22 protein-coding genes and 2 tRNA genes are annotated in these 26,051 nt (G+C 34.5%); 19 read left to right on the forward strand and 5 right to left on the reverse strand.

Annotation, left to right across the window (positions count from 1 at the left end; translation table 11 throughout):
* The 11 genes from ACECE_RS31895 to ACECE_RS0218965 all read left to right on the forward strand — a co-directional run.
* A partial coding sequence (locus tag ACECE_RS31895) for an IS30 family transposase (protein ID WP_010250095.1) occupies positions 1-447 on the forward strand: 447 nt, incomplete at its 5' end.
* A 595-nt stretch (positions 448-1,042) separates the two neighbouring features.
* A complete protein-coding gene (locus ACECE_RS32115; RefSeq protein WP_268871024.1) occupies positions 1,043-1,171 on the forward strand; it encodes a hypothetical protein in 129 nt (42 codons plus the stop codon).
* 125 nt (positions 1,172-1,296) lie between these two features.
* Positions 1,297-1,372 (forward strand) — tRNA-Lys (locus ACECE_RS0218930).
* Positions 1,373-1,407: 35 nt separating this feature from the next.
* Positions 1,408-1,487: transfer RNA gene (locus tag ACECE_RS31270), tRNA-Asn, on the forward strand.
* Positions 1,488-1,909: 422 nt separating this feature from the next.
* Positions 1,910-3,481, forward strand: coding sequence for a hypothetical protein (locus ACECE_RS28185; RefSeq protein ID WP_051033579.1), 1,572 nt, complete (start codon positions 1,910-1,912; stop codon positions 3,479-3,481).
* Between the two features lie 67 nt (positions 3,482-3,548).
* Positions 3,549-4,229: an RNA ligase family protein gene (locus tag ACECE_RS0218940; protein WP_162862589.1), complete on the forward strand. Its 681-nt coding sequence runs from the start codon at positions 3,549-3,551 to the stop codon at positions 4,227-4,229.
* A gap of 90 nt (positions 4,230-4,319) precedes the next feature.
* Positions 4,320-5,108: an RNA ligase family protein gene (locus ACECE_RS0218945; RefSeq protein WP_010250098.1), complete on the forward strand. Its 789-nt coding sequence runs from the start codon at positions 4,320-4,322 to the stop codon at positions 5,106-5,108.
* Between the two features lie 20 nt (positions 5,109-5,128).
* Positions 5,129-6,277, forward strand: coding sequence for an AAA family ATPase (locus ACECE_RS0218950; protein WP_010250099.1), 1,149 nt, complete (start codon positions 5,129-5,131; stop codon positions 6,275-6,277).
* Between the two features lie 416 nt (positions 6,278-6,693).
* Positions 6,694-6,876, forward strand: a complete 183-nt coding sequence (locus ACECE_RS0218955; protein ID WP_010250100.1) for a hypothetical protein — start codon at positions 6,694-6,696, stop codon at positions 6,874-6,876.
* Between the two features lie 120 nt (positions 6,877-6,996).
* Positions 6,997-8,424: a cytosine permease gene (locus ACECE_RS0218960; protein ID WP_010250101.1), complete on the forward strand. Its 1,428-nt coding sequence runs from the start codon at positions 6,997-6,999 to the stop codon at positions 8,422-8,424.
* A 27-nt stretch (positions 8,425-8,451) separates the two neighbouring features.
* Positions 8,452-9,777, forward strand: a complete 1,326-nt coding sequence (locus ACECE_RS0218965) for a lysophospholipid acyltransferase family protein (RefSeq protein WP_010250102.1) — start codon at positions 8,452-8,454, stop codon at positions 9,775-9,777.
* A 340-nt stretch (positions 9,778-10,117) separates the two neighbouring features.
* Here the strand turns inward: ACECE_RS0218965 and ACECE_RS0218975 are convergent, their stop codons facing one another.
* Entirely contained in the window at positions 10,118-11,812 is a 1,695-nt protein-coding gene (locus tag ACECE_RS0218975; protein ID WP_010250106.1) for a glycosyltransferase family 39 protein, read from the reverse strand.
* A gap of 215 nt (positions 11,813-12,027) precedes the next feature.
* Positions 12,028-14,157 carry a substrate-binding domain-containing protein gene (locus ACECE_RS0218980; protein WP_010250108.1) on the reverse strand — a complete coding sequence of 710 codons (2,130 nt, stop codon included), beginning with the start codon at positions 14,155-14,157 and terminating at the stop codon, positions 12,028-12,030.
* Positions 14,158-14,574: 417 nt separating this feature from the next.
* On the opposite strand from ACECE_RS0218980, the gene ACECE_RS0218985 reads away from it, so the two are divergent.
* From ACECE_RS0218985 to ACECE_RS0218995, 3 genes are all read left to right on the forward strand, one after another.
* Positions 14,575-15,159, forward strand: coding sequence for a dockerin type I repeat-containing protein (locus ACECE_RS0218985; RefSeq protein WP_010250110.1), 585 nt, complete (start codon positions 14,575-14,577; stop codon positions 15,157-15,159).
* Positions 15,160-15,258: 99 nt separating this feature from the next.
* Entirely contained in the window at positions 15,259-15,636 is a 378-nt protein-coding gene (locus ACECE_RS0218990) for an RDD family protein (protein WP_010250113.1), read from the forward strand.
* 196 nt (positions 15,637-15,832) lie between these two features.
* A complete protein-coding gene (locus ACECE_RS0218995; protein ID WP_010250115.1) occupies positions 15,833-16,330 on the forward strand; it encodes a flavodoxin family protein in 498 nt (165 codons plus the stop codon).
* Positions 16,331-16,495: 165 nt separating this feature from the next.
* On the opposite strand, the gene ACECE_RS29645 is transcribed toward ACECE_RS0218995, so the two are convergent.
* The 3 genes from ACECE_RS29645 to ACECE_RS0219010 all read right to left on the reverse strand — a co-directional run bounded on the left by ACECE_RS29645 (position 16,496) and on the right by ACECE_RS0219010 (position 19,904).
* The gene (locus tag ACECE_RS29645; protein ID WP_010250117.1) at positions 16,496-17,983 is read right to left on the reverse strand and encodes a peptidylprolyl isomerase; all 1,488 of its coding nucleotides are present in this window, start codon (positions 17,981-17,983) and stop codon (positions 16,496-16,498) included.
* A 295-nt stretch (positions 17,984-18,278) separates the two neighbouring features.
* A complete protein-coding gene (locus ACECE_RS0219005; RefSeq protein WP_010250119.1) occupies positions 18,279-19,037 on the reverse strand; it encodes a CsxC family protein in 759 nt (252 codons plus the stop codon).
* Positions 19,038-19,175: 138 nt separating this feature from the next.
* Positions 19,176-19,904 carry a DUF7852 domain-containing protein gene (locus tag ACECE_RS0219010; RefSeq protein ID WP_456049032.1) on the reverse strand — a complete coding sequence of 243 codons (729 nt, stop codon included), beginning with the start codon at positions 19,902-19,904 and terminating at the stop codon, positions 19,176-19,178.
* A 125-nt stretch (positions 19,905-20,029) separates the two neighbouring features.
* Here ACECE_RS0219010 and ACECE_RS0219015 point away from each other — a divergent pair, with 125 nt between their 5' ends.
* The 5 genes from ACECE_RS0219015 (at position 20,030) to ACECE_RS0219035 (ending at position 26,045) form a co-directional block, all read left to right on the forward strand.
* Positions 20,030-21,730 (forward strand): molecular chaperone HscC, encoded by a 1,701-nt coding sequence (locus tag ACECE_RS0219015; RefSeq protein WP_010250123.1) that lies wholly within the window; start codon positions 20,030-20,032, stop codon positions 21,728-21,730.
* A 1-nt stretch (position 21,731) separates the two neighbouring features.
* Positions 21,732-24,272: a J domain-containing protein gene (locus ACECE_RS0219020; RefSeq protein ID WP_010250125.1), complete on the forward strand. Its 2,541-nt coding sequence runs from the start codon at positions 21,732-21,734 to the stop codon at positions 24,270-24,272.
* 40 nt (positions 24,273-24,312) lie between these two features.
* Entirely contained in the window at positions 24,313-24,645 is a 333-nt protein-coding gene (locus tag ACECE_RS0219025) for a hypothetical protein (protein ID WP_010250126.1), read from the forward strand.
* Between the two features lie 84 nt (positions 24,646-24,729).
* The gene (locus ACECE_RS0219030; RefSeq protein ID WP_010250128.1) at positions 24,730-25,584 is read left to right on the forward strand and encodes a hypothetical protein; all 855 of its coding nucleotides are present in this window, start codon (positions 24,730-24,732) and stop codon (positions 25,582-25,584) included.
* A gap of 134 nt (positions 25,585-25,718) precedes the next feature.
* Complete coding sequence (locus ACECE_RS0219035; protein WP_010250130.1) at positions 25,719-26,045, forward strand: hypothetical protein; 327 nt, start codon at positions 25,719-25,721, stop codon at positions 26,043-26,045.
* Positions 26,046-26,051: the final 6 nt, after the last annotated feature.

A 26,051-nucleotide genomic window follows, 5' to 3' on the forward strand; every position in this document is an offset into this window, starting at 1 on the left:
AAACGTGAAGGGAAAGGTGCAGTATTACTGGTTTTAAGTGAGAGAAGTATACGCGAGGAAATAATAATCAAAATGCCATCAAAGACACAAGAATCAGTAGTAGCAGCACTAGATTGTTTGGAGAAGAAATATGGTAAATCATTTAAGGATAAATTCAAAACAATAACAGTGGATAATGGTAGTGAATTTCTTGATTATGAAGGCATAGAACGGTCTGTGAGGGCTGGAAAAGATAAAAGGGTGAAACTATATTATGCACATCCATATAGCTCCTGGGAAAGAGGCACAAACGAAAATACAAACAAGCTAATACGCCGATTTATACCAAAAGGAACAGATATAGGGAGAATAAGTAAAAAGACGATAAAATGGATAGAAACATGGATAAATAACTATCCAAGACGAATATTAGCATATAAGTCTGCAATTGATATGGCTGCAAGTTAAAACCTTGGGACTCTGTCCCAAGCCCTGTCCTCGCCAGAAGGCAGCCGGTCTGTCATAACAGACCGGGAACAAAAGGATGATAGTGCAATGGATGTAAAGGGTCTCCGGCTTTGCCTACGATGAACGAGCTATGCTCGCCCTTGACATCCCGAACAATAGTGCCAATAGTTTGCATTATACAAGTTTACCAAAATTTTACCGTCACTTTAACTTGCAATTTATATTATTAAAAATAATGATAAATATTCCTTGACATGACAATCTTACCTGTGTTAATATTAGATCATTCTGCTCACAAAAATGTTGTTGAGCTAGACATGAAATATTTAATGTTGAAAATGAGAAAGGAGGATTACAATGTATCAATATAGAAGCTACGATTTTGAACAGATTAATATTGCGATGAAATTATCAGGAAAACCAAGTATTGATATTGGCATACATTGGCTTAATCCTCTATTTGTAAAGTGTTGATAAATGAAAGTTTATTACATAGTTTATAAGGGCGGTTAAGTTATAGGAATTGTGACTTAACCGCTTTATATTTTTAACCGAGTTTAATTTGAAAAGCAAATTTTTGAAAGGAGGATTATCAATGTATCTACTTAGAAGTGCTTGTAATGAAAAAATTAATAAAGCGATTGAATCATCATATAAACCAAGTATTGATTTACGCATATATTGGCTTAATCCTCTATTGCATAAATGCGAGAAGGTATTGTAACCGGGAAAGTTTTTGTAAAGGGTATTACAATAAAAGCATTTACGAAGAGAGTGTTAAGTCTGAGATAAAGGATTTGACACTCTCTTTTTATTTGATAATCAAGAGCTTATAAACATATTAATTATGTGCCTGTGGCTCAGTTGGAAGAGCTCCCGGCTTTTAACCGGGTGGCCGTGGGTTCGAGTCCCACCAGGCACACCATAAAATTTCGGTAAGTAGCTTAATGGTAAAGCTCCATGCTGATATATTCGAGGTGCTTTGAAGACTACATTGGCTGTTAACCAAGTGGTTGTGGGTTCGAGTCCCATTCGGCCTTGGGCCGGTAGCTCAAAAGGATAGAGCACTAAGTGTCTTCAGCTACTTTCCTCGAATAGAAAATTTAATTAATCCGAGGTGCATAAAAGACTACATTCCAATCAAGCGGCGATAGCGCCCGCGGGTTCGAATCCTGCCTGTTAATAACAGTGGCCGAGTGGTTAAAGGCACTTGAGTATGTCTTTTGCTACCTTCCTCGGATTTAAATTTGAATATATGAGGTGCCTTTGAAGACTACATACTTGACTTTCACTCAAGATGGGTTCAAAGCCCAAAAAGGTCTTCTTTATATTCCTCATGTAAATATAAAGGCATGAATGAAAAATTACTTACGCTATTTTGCATGCGAGTTGTAGCAAAATTATAGAGGAAGTTATTTGGTCATCACGCTAAAACAATTGCGATTGGCAGGTGAAAACAGTGTTGAAAGGACTAAAAGGATTTTTGAAATCAAATGAAAAACTTACGTATGAAGGTGGCAAAGCATATGAATTAAGCTTTGAAGAATTTGTGGCAGAAATGTTTTCTCTAGGACTTGTAAAAGGCAACTTTTATCAGTCTGACTTAGAGGTTATTGAGAATACAAAGGACATCATGAAGAAAGCCCTTCAGCAATGCCCTGAATGGGCAACAAAATGTGCGGTATATGGTCAGGAGTTTAATAGCTTGAAGCTCGTTCCTACAATATGGTTGGTATATCTATCAACTCTAGATGATAAGGAATTGTTTAATAAAGCGTTTGAGAGGATTATAACCAATCCGAAAATGCTGCATGACTTTATGACGCTTGTAAGAAAAGGTGGAATCCGTGAGGGTATGGGCAGAAGTGTTAAACGTGCCATAAATCACTGGCTAAATAACAAATTGAATGATTACTATGCTACAAGGTATAAAGTGAAGCTTGGAGAAGTGATAAAGGTTGCAAGGCCCATAGCGGTTGAACGTATCCAGCCATTTGTTGATTACATAATCAATGATAATGAAGAAGCTTTTGAAAGGGCAAGTGCTTTGAAAGAAGTGATTAATACACTAAATGAAGGTAAATTGGACAGCAGCACTGTAGAGCTTGTAAGCAAACATAAGCTGCAGCTTGAAGAGTTGAAGCATACTTTTGGTAATCTTTCAAATGAGCACAAAAAGGTAATTTTTGAGTTCATGGTGCCTGGACTAAAATATAATGCCCTCACTTCAAACCTTGTAACAATCGAGAGGGTATTTGCAACAGAGACAAGGAAAGTCAAAAAGGCTTCCGAACATGGCGTATTTGATCAGGTAGAGGTTGTAAAAAGTAATATACCTAAGGAATTAGTTGATATTGTTGCTAAAAAGCTTTCAGATTATGAGGCTTACAGGAAATCAAGGATGCTTCCTTTTGGATTAATTACTGCAAATGCCATGACGATTACACCAGAATGGAAAAAGGCAATTGACAGCGTTCTTATAAAAAGCGGAAGGGATGTATTCAGCGTACCTGCTAATATTGGAGTAAGAATTGGTGTTGATACATCAGGTTCGATGGGTACAAAAGTAACATCAAGCCTATCGGCTGTTGATGTAGCTTCACTGTTTGGCTCAATGGTTTACATGAGCATTAAAAACTCAAACGTCTATGCGACTGCAACTTTTACAAAAAAGGTTGATGTAAACAGGTATGAAAACTTGTTTGAAAATGCAAAGCGTATTGTAAAGACAGATGTTGGCTATGGTACTTGCTTTGAACCCTTGTTAGATGAGTACATGGGTGAGAAATATGTTGTATTAATCACTGACGGTCAGCAGTCAGACAATATTGAGGCTAAGTGGGCAAAACTTCACAACAGGCCCAAAGGCTCGAAACTTATTATCTGGCATGTTGTAGGTTACAACAACAAAGTTTCAAACCGGGCTGATGTTGTTTACCTCAAAGGTTTCAGTGACAGACTGCTTTCTGTCCTGAAAAATATCATAGAGGATAAAGCAGGACAGTTTGAGCAAATTGAGGGAATTAAATTGTAAGGTTGCAAAGTTTGTGGCCTTACATGCAAAAGTTAGTTTATTGAAAGATATAAGAGGAGGTAATACCTTGAATAAAGAAATATTTATAAAATACCCTGAAATGAAAACATTATTTAAACTGGTTCCATCTACTGAAAGTGGCAGGAAGTGGGATGCAACGAGCGGTGAAATACTTCCGGAAACTGCAGCCCTGCATTTTACACCTTTAGATGAATTGGTATTTACAGAGAAAATTGATGGTACCAACATGGGCATAAGGGTAACAGATGGTATTGTTACACATGTACAGAAGAGAGAACATATATGTGACAGGAATGATAAGGGAGATAATTTCTATTTTGAAGTAGGGGACTTGATCACTAAGACTATAGAAGATAAGAAAATTGTACAGCTTAATAATGTAATAATCTACGGAGAATTATGCGGTGAGAAGATACAAAAGGGAGGCAACTACTTTCAAGGCAGAAGGTTTATCATTTTTGACATATTTGATACTGTGGAAGAAAAATTCTTTACATGGGATGCAGTAAAGCATTTCGCTAATGAATTAGGTATTGAGACAGTTGCGGAAATTAATTATGATAAAGATGACCTTAAGGTTGAAAATGTCAAAGAATTTATCCTCAATCAGAAGTCTGTTTATAATGATAAGTTCGGTGCAGAAGGAATAGTAATAAGACACAGAAAAGATACATTACCTGTAAGAAGGTATATGGCTAAGATAAGAAAAAAGGATTTTAAAGCTTAATAGTTGATCCGGGAAGTCGTAAGGTGTTTGCTGCGGTTTCCCGGATTGAGCTGTTTAGTGTAAAATTAAAGGAAACCAGGTGAGATTTTTATGTTAAATAAAATATTAAAATATCCGAGAACACAACATATTGAAGGTTCGCGATGCCAACCTGGAGATGAGGATTTAGACAGTATACCTTTTAGCAAAATTGCTAATAGGTTCATAGTTGTTGAGGAAAAAGTTGATGGAGCAAATAGTGGAATAAGCTTTAGCCCTGAAGGTGAACTGCTGCTGCAAAGCAGGGGACATTACTTAACAGGCGGGGGAAGAGAAAAACATTTCAACCTGTTTAAAACATGGGCAAGTAGTCATACTGCCGAACTTTGGGATGTTTTAAAAGATCGGTACATAATGTATGGGGAATGGCTTTATGCAAAGCACACAGTTTTTTACGATTTGCTTCCTCAATATTTTATGGAGTTCGATATATTCGATAAAGAGGAAAATATATTCTTAAGTACTGAAAGACGAAAAATGATGCTTAAAGATCATAGGTTTATAACATCTGTATTGGTATTGTTTGAAGGTAGACTGAAGTCGCAAAAAGAACTTGTTGGTACGATTGGAAAATCGCATTTTAAATCTGATGATGCAAAAGAGAAGTTAATAGAAATGTGTTTAGATAAGGGTTTAAATGCTGAGCAGGTTCTAAGGGAGACAGATCCGAGTAATTTGATGGAAGGGTTGTACATTAAGGTTGAAGAGGATGGGGAAGTGAAAGAAAGGTACAAATATGTACGTGCAAGTTTTCTTACCACTGTAACTAATTCTGAAACCCATTGGTTAGACCGACCGATAATTCCTAATTTACTTAAGGATGGAGTAGATTTATTTTAGTAACAGAGGTGAGGTGCAATATGATAAAAGAATATAATCAAAAAATTGGATATTGTCCCACAGAACCTGACTGGAGCATTAATTGGGAACAGTTATATGGGCAATTCAGTTGGCTTAAGTCAATGGAAGGAACTTTACAGGACCCAGTATTCCATGCCGAAGGAGATGTGCTAACGCATACAAAAAAGGTGTGCGAGTCGCTTACACATTTGGAGGAGTGGAGGCGTTTAGAAGAACCTAGTCGCTTTGTTCTCTTTGCAGCTGCACTCTTGCATGATATTGCAAAACCAATTTGTACAAGAGTTGATAGTGATGACCATTTTTCTTCAAAGGGGCATGCTTTAAAAGGTGAGTTAATAGCTAGGGAGATAATATATAAGAATCAAGGGTTTAATTATAAAATACCTTTTGAAGTGCGTGAAATGATAGTAAAACTTGTGCGTTATCACGGCTTACCTTTGTTTTTCCTGGAGAAGGATAATCCTGTTCGGTCAGTAATAGAGGCCAGCCAATCAATTCCTATGGATTGGCTAGCTTTACTAGCAAAATCGGATGCTTTAGGAAGGATATGTCCTGATCAAAATGAGCTCTTAGAACGTATTGTACTTTTCTCTGAATTTTGCGAAGAACAAGGTTGCTACAGAGGAGCGAGAAAATTTGCAGATGCTTTTAGCCGTTTTAAATACTTTCAAAAGGAAGATGGCAACCCGGATTATGCAGCATTTGATGATACGGACTTTACGGTTATTCTTATGTCTGGTTTGCCTGCGTCAGGAAAAGATACTTTTATCGAAAAAAACTATCGCGGTTTAGAGGTAATATCTCTTGATAGAATACGTGATGAACTAGATGTATCTCCTGAAGAGGATCAGGGGTATGTAGTGCAAACAGCAAAGGAAATGGCCAGAAAGATGTTAAGGAAACACAAACCTTTTATATGGAATGCAACAAACCTAACAAAGAACACCCGAAGACAGCTAATAAGTTTATTTACATCCTATGGAGCCAAGGTAAAGCTAATATATCTTGAGGCACCTTATCTGGAAATCTTAAGGCGAAATAGGGAACGCTCAAGAAATGTACCAGAGAAAGTTATTGAAAGAATGGTTAAAAAGTTAGAGGTACCTGATATTACTGAAGCTCACGAAGTGAAGTGGATAACCTGCTAGATATTTGTTTCATCAGAAGATTTTGTTCTTATTTAATTAAGGTATAAGCCTGTTTTAGTGTCAAATGACGCAATTACTTGACCTGAGCATTAGAAGCTGTTGCCGAAAGCTTGATAATTTGAAGCAAAAATGCCACGGATGGCATTTTTAGCGTCTCGGGACAGGATGTCCCATAGACGCGTGCAAAAATTATCAAGCTGAGGCTACAGCTTCTATGCGAAGGTCACGTAATGGAGTCGTTTGACACTAAAACAATAGGCACTCCCCTTCCTACAGGTTCCAAAATCGCAGTACCACCAAATTTCATTGCTTCTACATAAATAATAGAAAATCAGCAGTTTGTGTGTTATTATATTGGAGAACAGAAAAGGTTACATAAATTTTGCTATCCAATCATGTTTCAAAGGAGTTTAGAAATGAAAAAAAATAAAGAATCTGATTATGAAAAGCAATTAAATATAAAAATTGAAGAGCGTTTAAGTAGTATTGAAAACCCTGACTATTTATTTGCAAAACGATTTGGCAAAAAAGACTATTTGATTACGTTTATAGTTGGGGTTTTCTGTCTGGCTGCTTTGATTTATGGCGCATATCTATAGGTTGAGACTAGTGGCCCGTAGCAGAATACTGTACGAGGCGCATACAGAGGAAGCACATTTTTAGAATATGAGAGATTAGAAAATAGTAATGTAAAAAGCACTGGAAAGTGAGGCGCTGAAGTGAAGAATGATATAAATCAGGAAATAGAAAAAGAGGCGGTCTTCGGGATTACACCTATACTTCAAAGTGAAAAAATTTATGGGTTTATGGATGCTTTTTTGGTACTGTCAGGGTACTGTATTGCTACCTGGAGCTACACGCAAGGGTCTTATCTGGCGACGCTGGTAAATTTTAAACAGCTATTAATCGGGGCTTTTTTAGGGGCCATTCTTATGCTGGTTATTTACCAGCTTCCTGTTATTTTGTCTGTCAGATATGGCATTGATGTCTGGATATGGCTGAGATCTGTATTCGGACATTCCGGAGTCAAAATCATGACAGTCATTATTATTGTCATAAATTTTCCATGGTATGCAGTTTGTGCGGAACTGTTTTCGTCATCTATGACAAATCTTGCAGCACTTTTTGGCCTTAAATTACCCGATTCATTGCATGCGATTTTAGGAATTCTGTGTGTGTTGATTGGAACTTTTATTGCGTATAAAGGAATTGGTACAATCACCTGGACCACACGTATTTTGGTGCCATTACTTTTGGGAGTAGGAGTGATGGTGGTTATCATAGGATTTACTTCAGTGCCCTTTGATGTAATATGGAATTACAAGCCCGTGGATAATGGGTATTCAAATAAGATTATTCCTTATATCATTTCCATAGAAGCAAATTTCGCATTTGTTATTACTCTGGTTGGTGGTATGTCGGGAGTGCCTAGGTTAACCAAAAATGAGAATTCGGGATTTTGGGCAGGAGTGCTTGGACAGGGACTGTCAGGTTCTTTTTTTGTAGTTGTTGGCGCAGTTATGTCAATTGCCATGCAACATGTAACAGGTAAGATGATAGATGATGCTACAATTATGCTGGCTACGTTATCGGTTCCGGCACTTGCACTTGCTTCATTATTGCTGGTTGCATTTGCAAATATCGGTACACAGGCAGTTGGTTCCTATCTGTATGCAGTTATGTTGAAATCCTCCTTTAAAAAAGCGGATTATCGTGTGCTTATCATGATTTTGGCTTTGTATGTGAGCATCCTTTGTGTCTGGGGTAAGATTATTGAATTCTTTGGCTCTTTTCTTACCCTCAGTGCATGTATTTATGCACCACTTGCTGCACTTTTGTTTGTAGATTTCTTTTTTGTTCGTAAACAAAAGCTGGCACTCAGGTCGGCTTTTGGCATGCCGGGATATCACGCATATGATTATACAAAGGGAATTAATTGGATTGGTTTTTTCTGTGTAGGTGCAGGTATTGCCATGTCACTTCTTATTTATAATCCGATTACTGGAGAAGTGCACAATATGTTTCTATTTCATTTAACACCTACAGGTTTTTCTTTCATGGGAACGGGGATATTGTATTATATTTTTAGCAGGATACCGTCTACACGCAAATATCTGCTTCGCGATAGAGAAGAACTTACTGTTTAGTGGTAGAGTTAAAGAAGTGAGGTCAATATGAAAAAGAATAAAAAGATAGTAACAAAACCTTTTGATCGCAATATGAAACCTCCAAAGCAAAACATTTTCTTTATGCCGCTTATATGGCTTTATTGCTGGTGGGTTACCAGAAAAGGAAAACTGAGAATAAACAAGGTTCGGATGAGTGGATTAAAGCCACCATATTTGGTGCTTGGAAGTCATCATGCTTTTATGGATTTTTGCGTGACACCATTAGCATTATTTCCACATAGGGCAAATTATGTGTCGGAGTTGGAAGGTTTTGAGGCCTATGGCGAATGGCTATATAGACAGATTGGGTGTCTTGGAACCAGAAAATTTGTAAATGATTTGGCTTTAATTAAAAATATTAAAAGAGTAATTGACTGGAAAGGAATTTTAGTATTATATCCTGAAGCACGGTATGCCAATGTTGGTACAAACTCTAAGTTGCCCGAATCTGTTGGCAAATTGGCGAAGATGTTAAAGGTTCCTATTGTAGTTATTAATATGAGGGGAAACTATCTTAGGTCTCCAATATGGAATTTAACTACAAGAAAGGAAGCAATATTGGATGCCACTATTACGCAGGTATTTACCAAGGAAGAGGCAGCTAAAGCAACGGTAGCAGAAATAAATGCAAAGTTACAGGAATTTTTAATATATGATGAATATGCATGGCAATATGAAACAAAACAAGCTATTACCTACGAAAAACGTGCAGAAGGAATTGAACTGGCATTATATCAATGTCCTGTTTGTAAGTGCGAATTTCAGATGGCCTCAGAGGGCGCAGACATATTCTGCAAACATTGTGGTGAACGATGGCATATGACAGAGTATGGAAGTATGGAGCATTTGAGTCAAAAAAATCGTTTGCTCAGGGAGTCTTATAATGGAATCTCAGATAGTACTGTAGATTTCACTCATATACCAAATTGGTACGAATGGGAACGAAGTCAGGTCATAAAAGAGATTGAAAAAGGCGCATATTTTCTGAACATAAAGGTGCATATTGAGGTATTGCCTAATGCGGTAAATTTTATTGACCTTGGAGAAGGTACATTGAGGCATGATATGAAAGGATTTTATCTAACATTTAAAGAATATGATGAGGATGAAGAAAAAACGCTTCACTTTTCATCCATTTCGATGACTTCGATTCATACAGAATATAATTACCGAGGGAAGGGGCAATGTGTAACATTGTCTACGGTTGATAATACTTATTTCTTGTTTCCAAGATGTGAAGGCTTTAATGCTACAAAAATTCAATTTGCAACAGAGTATTTATATGAATTGGCTAAATTGGGAGGAAAAAAAATAAGCAGTATTAACAGTTAAATTACTCATTTTGGAGTACTGAGCCTCTTTGGAACAAACAAGGCCTGAAGTGAAAATATAGGCGAAACTATATTTTTATTTCAGGCCTTGCTCTTATGCTCAGCGCAAATATATAAACTTTACTATAAATGCTATTAAACCACACTCATACCCAACAGAATCATTCTCGACAATGCAAAATCTATTTTTTTGAAATAACCATTGACCAGTTAACAATATAAATAAAGTTTTTTTGAGTAATATTTATGCACTCCTTGGAATTAAAAGAGTTTTGAATAAAATAATATCTCCAAGCATCTTTTATATTGTTTTTTAACATCAACATATTTTAAACCCTCTATTATTTTGCTTTATAAATTGCCATAATTGTTACATCGTCAACCTTAACTTCACCCATCTTTTTATACATATCGTCTGTATTATTTTTCAATGAGTATGAATTCAGAACTGTATAAAGTGGGTTAGATATAAATAGATCACAACCGCTTACATTGTTTGAAAAGTTTCTATCAACTACATAATGAAACTTTGTATGCTCATCAAGCGAAATATCATATGCCTCTACAAGGCCATACCATGATGGCCACGAATCACCGGTAATTGTGACTTTCTCATCGTTATCAAGCGTCTTGGCATAATCTGTTAGGCATTTGGTAATTGATACATTCCAATAATCAAATTCAAAGTTTTGAGCCTTATTATTTGCCATAAAATTATAATAGCAAAACTGAGTGCCGGGATTTGTAATAATCCATATTGTACTGATAACCAACTGAATACTGATTAAAGCAGCAGTAACAACGCCTGCGATTTTACGTCCATCAGTTAGTATCTTCAGAGCACCCATAGCAACGATAATTAGGGGAGCATAACAGAAATAGAAATGTCTCCAACTATTGTATAAAGTTGAATGCTTTATAATTGCAATCAAAGCAGGAACAAGCACAAATATAAGCAACATTACATAATACTTGCTACTTTTGTCAAAGAATTTCCTGAAGCCGTTTCTGATGCTGTCAAATATGATTACCGGTATTCCAGCAGCACAGGCTGCCACTACAAGTACTGGTGTTGTAATTGCAAACATAACAGGCAGATAATGCCAAGGAAGAGGGTTTACAGAATTTTGCCATATCTTGCCCATATAAAGAACAGTGCCATCCCATCTTGAAAAATTCATTGAATAAAGCAGTGTGTATTTTAGTTGTTCAAAGAATCCATACCAGCATGCAGGAGTTATTAGCCAATATACTCCGAAGAAGAAAACTACACAAAAAACTCCGGATAGAATAGGTATCTTCACTTTTTCGTTTGTTTTCTTGTGTGTATAAATGAGATTGATAATATACAGTACTCCTATAAGAAAGATAAGCCAGAATCCGATAAACCTCATATTTGCAGCAAACGCTGCAGCTGTTCCGGTAATGATACCGTAAAATATATTGCGCTTCTCGGTAAACAGAACTGCAAAATTAAACGTTATAACAACTAGTGCGAGAAATACAGTGTCCTTTGAATTATATGTACTTTCAGCAAAAAACCTTGGTGCGAGATACGTAAGAAGAGTTGCAGCTACACCGTATGCCTTGCTTCCGGTAAGCCTTTTGACTACACTATAAAGACATATAAGTCCAAACCAGAAAATCCCGAATGTAAAGAAACGCTGATACATAATACTCTTAAAAAATGAACCGGTCAAAAAATCAAGTACCATCGATGGGTAATAAACTGCCTGTCCATGATCCCTATCAGCACTTTGATGAACAAAACCGATTTCATAATTATAACTGTCAATCGTGTTTGAAATTTTGTCAATTCCAAGGAATTTTGCATATTCCTTTGCATTTGTATACATACCCATACGTTCAAGCCGTTCATCCCATGATATACCATACTTCTGTGTTGATATCATTCCGCATATGAGTATCGCCGCAAACATAAAAATAATAATTGGTGTGCTGTACCTTGTGAAAAATGCCCTTATTTTTTGAGTATACAAGGTTGTGCTTAATGTTTTTTTCACTTCATTTTCCATATAAACATCCCCTATTAACAACAATATTTTAAACATTCCTAATCCGAGAATGCTTAATTTACTTTTAAAATATTTCGAATAGAGTACAAAGATAAATATATATGAAGTAGAGATAGTTACATTATTATTATAATATAGAGAAATACTTAAAAAGTTACAAAACGGTTAAATATTCTAAATGGCTTCTAAGTAATAATCTTTGGTTGTATATAGCTTCACAAGATAGGTATTGCAATGTAAAATTCCGTACCTTGATCCTGTTTAGATTCAAACCATATATCTCCTCCAAATTTCCCTTTAATTGTAGAGTAAGATAGTAAAAGACTTAACCCTGTTCCATCCTTGCCCTTAGTTGTAACCATGTTTTTAAATATACGTGGTTTAATTTCTTCCGATATGCCTTTTCCATAATCTTTAACAATAATTATTATCATATTATCTTTTTTTCTTATATATAAATCCACTTTACAGCTATGTATTTCTGAACCTTCGTATGACTGAATTGCATTTTTTATTAAATTGTTTAGTACTTGCATTATATTGGATATATCACCAGACACTAAGATTTCTTTATCTGTATCAACATGTAAATCTACATTTTTCATAATCGAAATATCACTTCTTATCAAGAACATAATCCGGTTTACAAATTCCTCTATTGTAAATTCTTTTGTGGATTGGGAGTTTAATTGGACCGCTTGAGACTTAACATTTGAAATAACATTAGACATATAAGCATTGTAATCTTTAAGCTTTTTTACCCAATCCGTCATCTCGGAGCCAATTTCATAGAAGTCCTCTTTGGTTACTGATGTATCTCCGACAGATTCCATGTTTTCATCTATCAAATCCTGCAAAGCAGTGCATACACCCCCAATTGACATAATAGGCGTCATAAGGTTATGGGATATGCCACCTATAAGCTGACCTAACGATGCCAGCCTTTCCTTTTCCATCAAACTCTCTGCCATATTTTCTCTTTCCACCAACATAAGTGCACCCTTAAGTGTATTGCTAATCTGCCCCCGCAGCAATTCAAAAGTAACCATGTCCCCATCGGTTATATCAAAACTTACGAAACCAAAATGCTCATTTCCAAAGAATAAGGGCATGGCAAGATATGAAAATCTTCTGTCTTCAGGTATAAAACACTCCGGAACAATACGTGTAGTTTTTATTATTCTATAATTATCCGAAAGTTCCTTACGAGCACCGTCATAATACGCATAGATCATTTCGGATTGTAATGGCACATTAAAAGATTCATCAAAAGCCATTTCCACATCATAGAAAATAGGGCCTTCAAGATATTTGTAAACAAAGCAGCTATATACAAAACACTTTTCTAGGGCAGATGTAAGTTTATCTAAAAGTTCGTCAATCATATAAGTCTGCAAGTTTTCATGTACTCTAAATTCTGCTACCAACTTTACTGTATTGTTATCGATTGATTCCTCTTCGTTTGTACTATAACTGCAGCCACAAGAAGCTCTTTTTACCATAACAGCCGGAAGTACAATTTTTTTCCCTTTATCTTCATCCGCTATCCCATTAACTAATAATTCAATTGCTGTATAACACATTTCTTTTATTGGCTGCCTTACAGTTGTCAGAGGTGGGGTTGCCTTTTTTGCAGTCATTGTATCATCAAATCCACAAATAATGCATTTTTTGTTGAAGTCAATTTTACTTTCGCTTTCAAAATGTTTTAAACATCGTAAAGCTCCTAAAGCCATATCATCGTTCGAAAAAACTATAGCATCATACTGTGTATTTGAAAGAATAACTTCTTCCATTATTTTGTAACCTGTACGCGGTGAAAAGTCACCGGAGAATACAAGACTTTCATCAAAATCAATATTATTTTCAGTCAAAACTTCCTTATAAGCTTCAAACCTCTCAATTGCATCATAGTTATTTTCAGTTCCTTTTACAAATATAATTCTTTTATAGCAATGGTCATTAATCAAATGTGTGACAAGATCTTTCATACCTTGCTTATTGTCAAAAAACAAATTTACTGCACCCGGTATTTCAATACCGAAGGATACTATAGGGATATCACTATATTTTTTACAGAAACGCAAAAATTCATCATATGTTATGAAGTTTGCTATTGAAGTGCTTGCAATTATTAATCCATCTATTATTTCTTTATCTATAAAGTTATAAACTATATGGTGTTGTTTATCAGCATAGGAATCATACTTCAAAGAACGTCCGACAAAAACCAGAAGATTGCAGTCCATTTCCTCTGCTGCTTGTTTTAACATAAGCCACAAATAAGTTTGGTAACTTCCGTCTATATCATTAATAAGAAGGCCTAATGTCTTACGTTTTTTCATTATGTCACCTCAAAACAATAGTTTTTAAATTAAATAAGAGAAATTATAGAATATGAACCGTTAAAGTAAACATACTTAGATTAATCACTATTTGTTCAAAAATAGTTTGTATTTTTACATTATTAATTATATCACATCATTATAGATGCCGCAATCTAAGTCTATTTATTATGTTTTACATAGATGCTGACAAATTTAGAATAAGGTGATTAGTTATAAAGGAATTTACAAAACTGCCTGAAGCAGAGCTTGAAATTATGATGATTATGTGGGAAAGTGGTCAAAACGTGACCAGTGAATATATTATGGAAATGTTAAGTGAAAAAAAGTACAAATATTTTACGAACCTTGAGAATCTATTCCAACCATGTGATATAATGTGAATGTACATAAATTTAATTATGGGGAGGAATTAATATGAAAATTGTATCAAAAAAGAGATTTTTATCACTTTTAGTCCTTACTGGTGCTCTTATCTTTAATACAATAGGTATAAGTGCAGCAGAGGTCCGTGAGATCCCGGCAGGTGATGATCCTCAAATAAAAACTTTGGCTATTGGCTTTTCTGGATCATGTGTACTTAAAGTAACAGTTGACCCACCAGATATCAATGGAAATAGTACTTATAATTTTAATCCTATGTTTGAAGCACCAAAACCTTTTCAGTATGAAGTTGGTACAGAAGTTAAAATTACAAATATAACTCCTGTAATCAGGTGTGGAACAGATTTTCATTGTTTGCAAGATAATGAAGATACTTTATCCCTAGTCATGGACTCTGATAAAAGTGTAACTTTCAATTATCATGATGTACATAAGGGAGACATAAATGCGGATGGCAGCGTTAATAGTATTGATTTTGCAAATTTCAGGAAAGTGTTATTAGGTACTAATACCCAAAAATTTTTTCCCATGCTTTTAGATCTAGATAAAGATGGTGAAGTAACATCAATAGATTTTGCTTTACTCAGACAACAGCTGCTTGGCTTGAATAAAATGTAAATTTAGTTATTAAATTTAAATAATGATATTCTAAATATTAGAAATTCAATATATAATACTTTTGTGTAATAAATTTATTTTAATATCAGGGGGAGTAATATGCCAACTTATGCAGGTTTTTGGAAACGTCTTGTAGCTATTATCATTGATGCTGTCATACTAGGCATTGTGGATTGGATACTTAATGGTGTTCTTGGACAAAGACTTGGAAGTTCTTTTGGCGCACTAGCAGGTGCAGTTTATTTCATATTGATGGAAAGCTCATCAATGCAGGGAACTGTTGGAAAAATGGCTATTGGTATAAAGGTAACTGATTTGGATGGAAACAGAATTTCAACTGGTAAAGCTATAGTAAGGTATATTGGTAAAATAATATCCGGTATAATCCTTTTTATAGGTTATATTATGGCTGCATTTACTGCAAACAAACAAGCTTTACATGATATGATAGCTTCTACGCTTGTAGTAGAACGCTAATATTCCGATGGCAGAGTTAATTAACACTCTGTTAAAAGTCAAAATCTGTATATAATAAAAGCAAGAGTTCCGGATATTTGTCCTGTAGCTCTTGCTTTTTTATACTATTATATTTACTGCGTTTTTGATATAATAACTTTTACAGTATTGTTAATAAATACATTTTGTGATCAAATAATTATAAGGAGGGATTTTAGTGTCAAATAGCACCAATAGTAACAGAGTACTAATCGTATATTTTTCTCAATTAGGTAATAGCAAATTTATAGCAGAAACTATTGCCCATGAGATAAAAGCCGACACTTTAGAAATTAAGCCCAAAAAGAGTTTGCCGAAAGCTACCTTCTTTAAGCTTTTTACAGGTGGAATGCAGGTTATATTTAAGTCCAAGCCTGAACTACTTCCATTTGATAAAAATCCAATGGATTATGATACTGTTATATTAGGTACACCTGTCTGGGCAGGTTCTTACGCTTCACCCTTCAATACGTTCTTTTCTCAAGTTGAAATCAAAGGAAAAAAGATTGCATTGTACTGCTGTTGTGGCGACTCTAAGGGAAAAACCTTTGAGAATATGAAGAATGTTCTAAAAGACAATCAATTTATAGGCGAGCTAGAATTGAAATCCCCTTTAAATTCTAAGGAAGAAAGTATTAAGAAAACAATAGAGTGGATAAAAACGATTTTACCATAGTATAAACTACCAATATAAGTCTGTGTTCAGTTCAGACTACCTCTGCATAACTTTAATAAAATACAAAAATCTCCTCTCTGGTTTGTACTTCACAATTTACAAGAGAGGAGATTTCCTAGTTTTTATACCTATAAAATAGAAATTAAAATATCAATGTTATAGCTGTTATTCCAAAGTATTAACTATGGCACTTTCAGCCTTGAATTGTACAAGAAGTTTATCGAAATAATTTTGCTTTTCTTGTGGATCCAATTCAGCTTTTATGCTATCTTTTACATCATCCAGTTTCAACTGAGTTTCAGGAATTTTTTCTTCAAGTTTTATGATATGATAGCCGAATTGAGTTTCAACGAGGTCGCTGATTTCGCCAACTTTCATCGAGAAGGATTTCTCTTCAAACTCCTGTACCATTTCACCTTTTGAAAATGTATATCCATTAGGATAGTTTGCAGTACCAGGGTCTTCAGTATACTTATTCATCAACTCATCAAAATCTGCACCTGCTTTAATTTGAGCAAGAACTTCTTCAGCCTTCTTTTTAATTTCAGCTTTCTTTTGAGCGTCATAATCTTCTCCTGTAATCTCTTTTGTCGAGAAAAGAATATGTTTAGCTCTTACCTGCTCAGGTTGAATATACATACTTTTGTTATCTTCATAGTATTTTTTTATTGTTTCTTCACTTGCATTTACATTAGTTACCAAATCAAGGGCCATTTTATTAATGAGTTTAGAGTCTCTTAGGTTATTTGAAAACTGATATAATGTTACTCCACTTTCTTCCATAATGGATCTAAAATTTTCAACTCCGCCATAAGCTTGAATATAACTGTTAATTGTATCATTGATCTCTCCATAATCGCTTTCGGAAAGTGTGTAATTTCCTTTTGCTGCTTTCTGCATCAGTACTGTATATAAGACTAAGTTGTCAAAGCAGGTATCTTTTAGCGTTTTGAGGTCAGTTTCAGTAGGTTCTGTGGTATTATTATTCTTAAAGTTATTATATTGCGGATTGAATATATAATCGAAGTCCTTTTTATGGAGTGCTTGTCCGTTTACAGAACCGACAATTACATCAGGTACAGTACTTACTGTTACTTTTCTTTTTTCTTTAATCCAGTCTACTTTTTTATCAAATACCTCAGAGAAAAACCTCACTGGGACATAGGTTCTACCTTGATAAATGATAGATTCCATATATGTATTAATACCATCGGTTTTTATATTGAAACCGCTTAAGTCCAAATTGATTTTTATTGGTTGAATTGTTTTTACCTTTTCGGCATAAACGTTTTCCTGAACACTGGAAGGTTTTTTCAAAATGTTTATTATTTTATTATTATTATCGACTTCTATATTGCATTTAAGAGTGTAGCAGAGATCTCTGAGTTTTACATAAATTCTGTCTTTATATGAAATTGTGCTAAATTCTACTGGTTTACCATCAAATTCAATTGTATCAGTTTTGAATAGCCCGGTTTCAGGTACTTGAACAGCAGGAGCTGTTTCAGTAGAAATAGGTGTTGCTGTTTCAGTTGTTTTTGAATCTGAACTTGTTACAGAAGTTTGAGAATTTGGGACCGTTTCAGCATTTACCGCGATGCTAAAAGAAAGGGTAAATACAAGAACAGTAAATATTCTTGCTAAGTTTTTCATTGTTGACTCCCCCATATAATTATTATAATTGATCAAAAGCCTATTTGTTTTTGACCAATTTAACTTTAATTATATCATATAATTGCGGGGGGCACTATAAAAATATAGCATTTAATAGTATTTACCTGTATTACATAACGTAATAAAGAATCACACTATAGAATTGTTAATAAAGGATATAAGTGGCCTTTGCTTTTTAAAGCTCTAAAATACTTACAGACGAGGCCAGAAGACCCCATCTGTAAAGTTTAATAATCTGCCTGTGTATTACAATTATATTCTTTGTTTATTATCATCAACAAAAGTCTTTACCAATATTAACCTGTTGTTTTTGTAAAAGTTTTAACCTTACGAAGATTACCATTTTTTCGATAATCTTATCAAAGGTAAATTCACCTTTATTGTTGCATCCAAGGTTTGTAGGATCTTTTAAAATGTCATCTTCGAAGATTTTTACTTCCTCAAGTTCGCAGAATATTTTTTCATTGAATAATTCATTATGAATAAAGTTCATTTCGCATGTGTCACTTCCAATAATTTCTTGGCCGCAAAAGTCACAACCTTTTATATTGTCATTAAATAAAGCTACTTCTTTTGTTTCTCCAGTTGCATGCATTACTGGGGGAACATCAAATATAACTTTTGTTACGCACCTAAAAGGTACATTTACAGTTGTATGCTTAATTTTCCCGCTTATCCCGTTCTTGCATTCGTTAACACATTCAATAGTTGCAAATTCAATGTTTTTTCTTACAAATCCGCTAATAAATAATTTTCCGGTTTTCCTAGTTTTGCATTCATGTTCGAATCCAGTTTCAATTACTTTGCATTGCGTGATAAACAAGTTCTTTTTAATTCTTTTAATTTCAAAAGCAGGTTCTTCAAGCTGAATAACTGATTCTACATCGATTTGGATAACAGGTTCAGCAAGAACTACAGGTATTTTTCCTACAAAAGGACCGTTAAATCCTTTTGGTGTTAAAAGTTCATTTGAACATTCGGTAAGTGTCTCAGATTCAATAATTCCAGCTTTGCAAGTAAATTCTTTATCCATATTGTAACCTCCTAAAATATTATTTTGGATAGGTATAAGACGATTCAAACACTATCTAATAATAATATATGAGAAGGTTAACAAAATGTGTTAACATAATTGATTGTTTGCATTTTTTGCATGGCTTAATGCTTCTGTCTATTTTGCGTTATAGGGTATATACATCGGAATACTTACCTGTTGCCATTGTAAAAGTGTAAATATTATTGATACAGTTATGAACTCTATTAAGGTATCAAATGTATTATCATCGTTGGAAGAATCCTTGGGAAATATATTTTTACGAGCAATATCCGCCTCTCGGATGTCTGTCTCCTCTAGCTCGCAGAACAGTCTTTCCTTTGATAAATTAAAATTTCCATGCTCATTTGACATTTCCGGCAAACTGACTGATATAAACCTATTTGACGTTTTAAATACAGGGCGGGCACTGTATTCAATTTTTGCCGAGAATTCAAAGGGAATTTTTATTTCTTTATAAAATATTTCTGCTGAACTAAATATCTCGCTTTCTGAGCAATCTTTAGCTGCATACTCTAAGTTTTCGATTATGTAACCATTTAGAAAGATTTTTCCGCTTTTTTTATTGCCTGTATCCAACAGCTTGCACTGAGTGAGGCATATATTTCTTGAACAACTACGTATGTCTACAACAGAATGTCCAAGATATATTTCCGATTCAATATTAATATGTACTTTAGATTGAGAGATAATTACAGGAATTCTGGCAACTAAAGGTCCGTATCGGCTAGTCGGACTTATTGGCTCACTTTCGATTTCTGTTATAGTTTTTGACTCAACTCTGACCTCTTTATTTTTACTTTCGTTATTCATTACAGTACTCCTTTTAATAGGGTTCTTTTTCATAATATGAGTAAAAAACTGTTCCTATACCGTACATTTTAGCTTGTATTTAAAATAAAAAGATGTATAGCAGTAATTCGAAATTTTTAGTATAATAAAAAAATGTGAGTAATATTTTGGAGGGGAATATGGCTATTATTGGAATTGATTTAGGAACAACAAATAGTTTGGTTTCGTATTGGACTGAAGATGGATCTATCGTTATACCAAATTCATTGGGACAGAATCTTACTCCATCTGTGATTAGTATAGATGATAACGGGGAAATACTGGTTGGCCAGATTGCAAAGGAAAGACAGATAACACATCCGGAATTAAGCGCTTCTGTGTTCAAACGAAATATGGGAACTAAAAAGAAGTATATGCTTGGAACAAAAGAATTTTTGCCCGAAGAACTTTCGGCAATTGTTATAAAATCCTTAAAGGAAGATGCAGAACATCATCTGGGAATGCCAATAAGTGAAGCTGTTATCAGCGTTCCGGCTTACTTTAGTGATGCACAAAGAAAAGCTACAAAAAGGGCAGGGGAGTTGGCTGGACTTCGCGTTGACAGATTAATTACCGAACCTACTGCTGCATCAATTGCGTATGGTTTACACCAGAGAAATGCTGATACAAAGTTTCTTGTGTTTGACTTGGGTGGAGGAACCTTCGATGTATCTATCCTTGAATTATTCGAAAATGTAATGGAAGTGCGTGCTGTTGCTGGTGACAACTACCTTGGAGGAGAAGATTTTACGGAGATACTTGTATCTTTATTTCTAAAACATCACTCTCTTTCAACAAAGGATTTGGATGATAAGACCAGTGCAATGCTCAAAAAGCAGGCAGAAGTGGCAAAACGTTCTTTCAGCGAAAAGAAAACAGCTTCTATCAGTTGTAATATGAACGAAGAAACCCTGGAATTTGATATAAGCCTTGATGAATACGAAGCAGCTACCAAGCATTTATTCCAGCGCTTGAGAGAGCCAGTTGAACGTGCTTTAAGCGATGCTTCGCTAAAGCTTAGTGATATAGAATCAATCATTTTAGTGGGCGGAGCAACTAAGCTTCCGTTGGTACGTTCGTTTGTCAGCAAACTTTTTGGAAAACTTGCATATATAAACATAAATCCTGATGAAGTAGTTGCAATAGGAGCTGGTATACAGGCTGCTCTAAAGGGAAAATCGAGTTCAATAAAGGAAGTTATACTAACAGATGTTTGCCCCTATACACTTGGGACAGGCGTTTCAATAAGAAGATCCCAGGGATATCATGAGCCGGGGCATTTTCTGCCTATTATAGAGCGAAATACTACAGTGCCTGTTAGCAGAGTTGAAAGGCTCTATACGATATATGACAACCAGAAATATATTAACGTGGATATTCTGCAGGGAGAGTCCCGTTTAACCAAGGATAATATCTTTCTTGGTGAAATAAATATACCTGTTCCGCCAAAACCAGCGGGAGAAGAGGCAATTGATGTAAGGTTTACATATGATATCAACGGAATACTGGAAGTAGAGATAACTGCAGTGTCAACCGGATTAAAGAAAAGCATTGTAATTGAAAAAGATCCGGGTTACATGACTAAAGAAGAAATAGCAGATCGTATTGAAAGTTTGTCACACCTTAAGGTTCATCCTAGAGATAACCATGAGAATAAATTGCTGATTGCCCGTGGTGAAAGACTATTTGAAGAAAACATCGGAAATGCAAGGCAGGAAATAGGACAGCTGTTAAGAGAGTTTGAAGAAGTACTGGATAACCAGGATACAAAGCTTATTGCCGAAACCAGAAAGAGACTTTTCGAAATATTCAATTCGATTGATTTGAAAGGGGAGTTCTAAGATGGATTGTTTTGAAGCTTTAGGTATTAATCCCACAAAGGATACCAAAGAGATCAAAAGGGCATACTCAAAAATGCTCCAGATTCATAGTCCTGAAACTGATCCTGAAGGTTTCCAAAAAATTAGAGAGGCATATGAGGAAGCAATTGCAAAGGCGGGCCAGGAAGACTTAAGCGACAAAACGATAACTCCTGTAGAAGAGTTTATGGCAAAGTTCAAAGATTGCTATGACAACTTTGACAAAAGAATTGATGAAAATTCATGGAAGGAACTATTGGATAGTGATATTTGCTGTAATATAGAGACCGGTAAGGAAATAAGTGATAAAATCCTTACTTTTATGATGAGCAGCTATAACTATCCTTATGAGATATGGTCGCTATTTAACAACTATTTTTCATGGACTTCCAAAAAAGAAAAACTATATCAGCAATTCCCCAAAAATTTCATCGATTTTATAATTTATAAGATAACCAACAAAACGTACTTCAGATATGATTATGTTAAGAACTGCCAAAAAGGTCAGGAGGAGAATTTCCTTACAGAATACTCTAAAGCAAATAATGCTTTGGAGGAGTATGACTTATACAATGCGAAGAAATCATTAGAAAAAGCAAAAGAGGTATGTGGGGATCATCCGGATTTGTTAATTTTGACCTCAAGGTACCTTATGACAAATGGTCAATTGGAAGAGGCAAAATCAATACTTAGTTCAGTTATTGAGAATAATGAAAAGGATTTGTTTGCCTATTATTATAGAGGTAACTTATTTTTTAGATTAGGTAAATTCAATGATGCCTATAATGATTATAAAAAAGGTCTTGAAATAAAACCGGATTTTATTGATATTTTGTATTCCATTGGAAAGTGCAGTATTAGCCTTGGTAAGTATGAAGAAGCCTCTGAATATTTTGAAAAGCTTACAGATTTGGCTCAGTACAACAGGGACGTAAGGGTTTTATTGAATTCAGCTTACAGTTTTCAGCTAGATGACCTTACAAGTCTGGCAGAACAAAACCCTGACAATATTGACTTAAAATTCAAGCTAGCTAAGGCTTATTATGCCTGTCACAAAACAGAAGAAAGCTATAATATTTTGAGCGAAATTGAACAAAGCGGACACATGAACTGTGAAATGTACGTTTTGCTATGCAAGGTTTTATACGATTCAGAGAAAAAGGAGCTTTCCTATTCGACTGCATTTAAGGCTTATGAGTTATATCCGCAAGACTTTAGCATTACTTTCTATAAGGCATGTATGCTTGACGAGTATGGAAAATATGAAGAGGCTATCTCTTATTATGATAAAGCCCTGGCCCTTAAACCAGATGATGCTGTTTCTTTCAGTAATAAAGCATATGCACTTAACAAGCTGAAAAGATATAGCGAAGCTTTAGAAAGTGCAAATTATGCAATAAAGATTGATGAGTATATGGCACATGCTTATAAAAACAAGGCTGAAGCACTGTTAGGGCTGGAGTTATATCAAGAATGTCTTGCCGCCTGTGAGGAAGCGTTAAATATTTTTGTATATTTGACTGATGTATATGTGATCAAAATGAAACTTTACTCAAGGGTGGGACAATTTGATGAAGCTTTGAATGTTTTTAACAAAGCCATTGACAATGGGTTAAAAGAAAGCAGTCTTTTTATTCAAAAAGCCAATGTATTGCGTTTGACTCAAAAATATGATGAGGCTATCAGCTTATGTGATCAGGCTATTGAGTTGGATGAGAACAGTAAAGATGTGCATTATTGCAAGGGACTTTGCTATTTTAATAAAGAAAAATATAAAGAGGCTATTGAGTGTTTTGAGAGTTCAATACAAAAAAGCGAAAACATGGGCAGTTCCTATTATTACAAGATTCTAAGCTTATTGAACAGTTCAAACCATAAGGAAGCGTTAAGAGAATTAGCTAATGCAATAAGTTTGAAACTTGAAAACGTGGACAGGTTTTATGAGTTGAAAGGGGATGTTTTATCATTCCAGAATCAATATAACGAGGCACTTGAAGAATACAAAAAAGCTATTGAAATTGATCCTGCATGTTCTTCCTACTATTATTCCATGGGATATAACCTGAATAATCTCTCAAAGTTTGAAGATGCATTGCAGTATTTAAATAAGGCAATTGAATTAGATCCTACTGTTGCAAACTATTTTATTTGCAAGAGTCATTCGTTGTATACTCTTGGAAAGTATAAAGCTTGTATTGAGGAATGTGATAAGGCACTTGAAGTTGAACCTGACTATATGCCGGCATTTAGAAATAAGGCCTGGGCATTTTATAAGCTTGGCAACGTTGATGAAGCGGAAAAATTCTGTCAGAATGCTCTGAAAATTGATGGAAGCAATGTGAATTTACTATATTTGAAAGTAAATATTTTGAGGCAAAAAGGATTGAATCAAGATGCCCTGATTGTATGTGACAGAATCCATGAAATCGATCCTGAGGATCAGGAAATTATAGGTATACGTAAGGAACTACTCCAAGGAAGCAAAGCCAAGAAGGGATTTTTAGGTACACTTTTTGGGAAATAGCTTACCAAGTGGGTAGATAAAATATTTAAGGAGGAAAAAAATGAGGTGCCCTAAATGTAATTTAAGAAATACAGACAGGACGGTAAAGTGCAGTTGTGGATATAACTTTTTAACAAAAACAATGGGTGATGACAAAACAGGTAATGAAATTTTGAAAAAGCCAAATGGCACAATACTTGCTTTGGGATGGATAACATCTATTATAGGTGGACCTATAGGTGTAGTAATTGGGTTTTTAATCGGATTTGGCAAAGATAAGAATACAGGTAATTACATTTATGATGAAAAGTCAAGAAAGACTGGCAAAATAATGCTTGTTGTAGCAATTTGTATGATGGTATTGGGATTTGTTTTAGGAAAAAATCAAGGATAGTTTATTTAGGCAAGCATAACGAGAAATTATATGACTTGCCTTTATTATTGGTTACACTAACAATAGCATAAGGAAGGTGTTTATATGAAAAATAATTTTATTGATAATATGGTATTAAAAAATAATATTGTATTTTTAATTATAAACATAATAATAACTCTAATTGTTGTCAACATTACAAAGCCATATTACATCAATATTTATAACTTTTTTTGCGGACCTTTTGATATAGAATTTGAAAATTTGAATTCAATTAGAGAATTAAAAGACACTTTCGATTATGAGGATTATATTGAGCACCCTCTATATGCAAATTATTATATTAATGGCAATAAGTTTTTCTATAAAGTTAAGGGAAATAAGTCTATTCAATCTGGTGTGCAAGATGTCCAAGAAGGATATGTAACTTTTGGTGGCGTTAAATCTGAAACCCAATCAATGGCTAGGTCTGAATATTTATTACTTAATGTAAATGAAAAGACTCTTATCGTCCGAGTACCTGTAAACTCCTCTAATACAGAATTTTCAGGACTCATTCTACCTTTATCTTCAAGACTAAAACATGAAGCTAGGCTGAGTGTACAGGATACAGAACTTGCAGAATTTGATGAAACATTGTTACCATTTATGCTTGATGCTACAGGTAACTTTAAAAAAGATTTGTATTATCAATTAGCTATAGCAATTTTACTATTTGCATTTATAATAGTTAATTATTGTAAAATAACAATAAGGTTTATAAATCCAAGGAAGCATCCATTATATAAGAAAATAGAAATCTATGGCCCAAATGATGAAATTGTGGAAAGTATTATGAAAGAAGTTATGGATTATGGGAATTCGTACATAGAGGGAAATTATATAATTACAACTAACTGGATTGTTAAAAAAAGTTTATTTAGACCTTGCATAACGAAAAATTATATAAAAAAAGAATAATGCTTATGCTCAACTAAATAAGTTTAGAGCAAAGTTTATATAACCACCCTTTAACAATAGTATATGAAGGCACGCTAACTGACTAAAAAACATATACTGATGTATAGTGATACAGAGTTAAGGGGTGGTGTAAGTTGGGTAATAATAACAATGGCAACAATAATAGCAATAGTAATTGCAACAACACACAAAATTCAATATTTGGATGCCTGTTTTCCTTAGATCCCAAACAACTTGCATTATTTGCTGTGATAATAGGCATTCTTATAACAGAAAACCTTGACTTAGACCAACAAAATGTGCTTGGTAACTTTTTTTCAAATATAGGTCAGTCAATTTCGACGATTGCAGCTCAAGGAGCGTTATTACAAAGCGATGACAACAAAAACGACAACATCAACAGACAAATTCAATTTTTGAAAAAGCAAATTTGCGCACTTGAACAGGAGGTTAACAACTAAGGGCTA

It is taken from the genome of Acetivibrio cellulolyticus CD2 (genome assembly GCF_000179595.2).
Classification (GTDB): domain Bacteria; phylum Bacillota; class Clostridia; order Acetivibrionales; family Acetivibrionaceae; genus Acetivibrio; species Acetivibrio cellulolyticus.

Coding starts and splice junctions, on each gene's coding strand:
- ACECE_RS0219025 (WP_010250126.1), top strand. CDS start 24,313: ATGAGGTGCCCTAAATGTAATTTAAGAAATACAGACAGGACGGTAAAG.
- ACECE_RS0219010 (WP_456049032.1), bottom strand. CDS start 19,904: ATGAAAAAGAACCCTATTAAAAGGAGTACTGTAATGAATAACGAAAGT.
- ACECE_RS0219030 (WP_010250128.1), top strand. CDS start 24,730: ATGAAAAATAATTTTATTGATAATATGGTATTAAAAAATAATATTGTA.
- ACECE_RS0218990 (WP_010250113.1), top strand. CDS start 15,259: ATGCCAACTTATGCAGGTTTTTGGAAACGTCTTGTAGCTATTATCATT.
- ACECE_RS0219020 (WP_010250125.1), top strand. CDS start 21,732: ATGGATTGTTTTGAAGCTTTAGGTATTAATCCCACAAAGGATACCAAA.
- ACECE_RS32115 (WP_268871024.1), top strand. CDS start 1,043: ATGTATCTACTTAGAAGTGCTTGTAATGAAAAAATTAATAAAGCGATT.
- ACECE_RS0218965 (WP_010250102.1), top strand. CDS start 8,452: ATGAAAAAGAATAAAAAGATAGTAACAAAACCTTTTGATCGCAATATG.
- ACECE_RS0218975 (WP_010250106.1), bottom strand. CDS start 11,812: ATGGAAAATGAAGTGAAAAAAACATTAAGCACAACCTTGTATACTCAA.
- ACECE_RS0218950 (WP_010250099.1), top strand. CDS start 5,129: ATGATAAAAGAATATAATCAAAAAATTGGATATTGTCCCACAGAACCT.
- ACECE_RS0219005 (WP_010250119.1), bottom strand. CDS start 19,037: ATGGATAAAGAATTTACTTGCAAAGCTGGAATTATTGAATCTGAGACA.
- ACECE_RS29645 (WP_010250117.1), bottom strand. CDS start 17,983: ATGAAAAACTTAGCAAGAATATTTACTGTTCTTGTATTTACCCTTTCT.
- ACECE_RS0218955 (WP_010250100.1), top strand. CDS start 6,694: ATGAAAAAAAATAAAGAATCTGATTATGAAAAGCAATTAAATATAAAA.
- ACECE_RS0219015 (WP_010250123.1), top strand. CDS start 20,030: ATGGCTATTATTGGAATTGATTTAGGAACAACAAATAGTTTGGTTTCG.
- ACECE_RS0218980 (WP_010250108.1), bottom strand. CDS start 14,157: ATGAAAAAACGTAAGACATTAGGCCTTCTTATTAATGATATAGACGGA.
- ACECE_RS0218985 (WP_010250110.1), top strand. CDS start 14,575: ATGAAAATTGTATCAAAAAAGAGATTTTTATCACTTTTAGTCCTTACT.
- ACECE_RS0218945 (WP_010250098.1), top strand. CDS start 4,320: ATGTTAAATAAAATATTAAAATATCCGAGAACACAACATATTGAAGGT.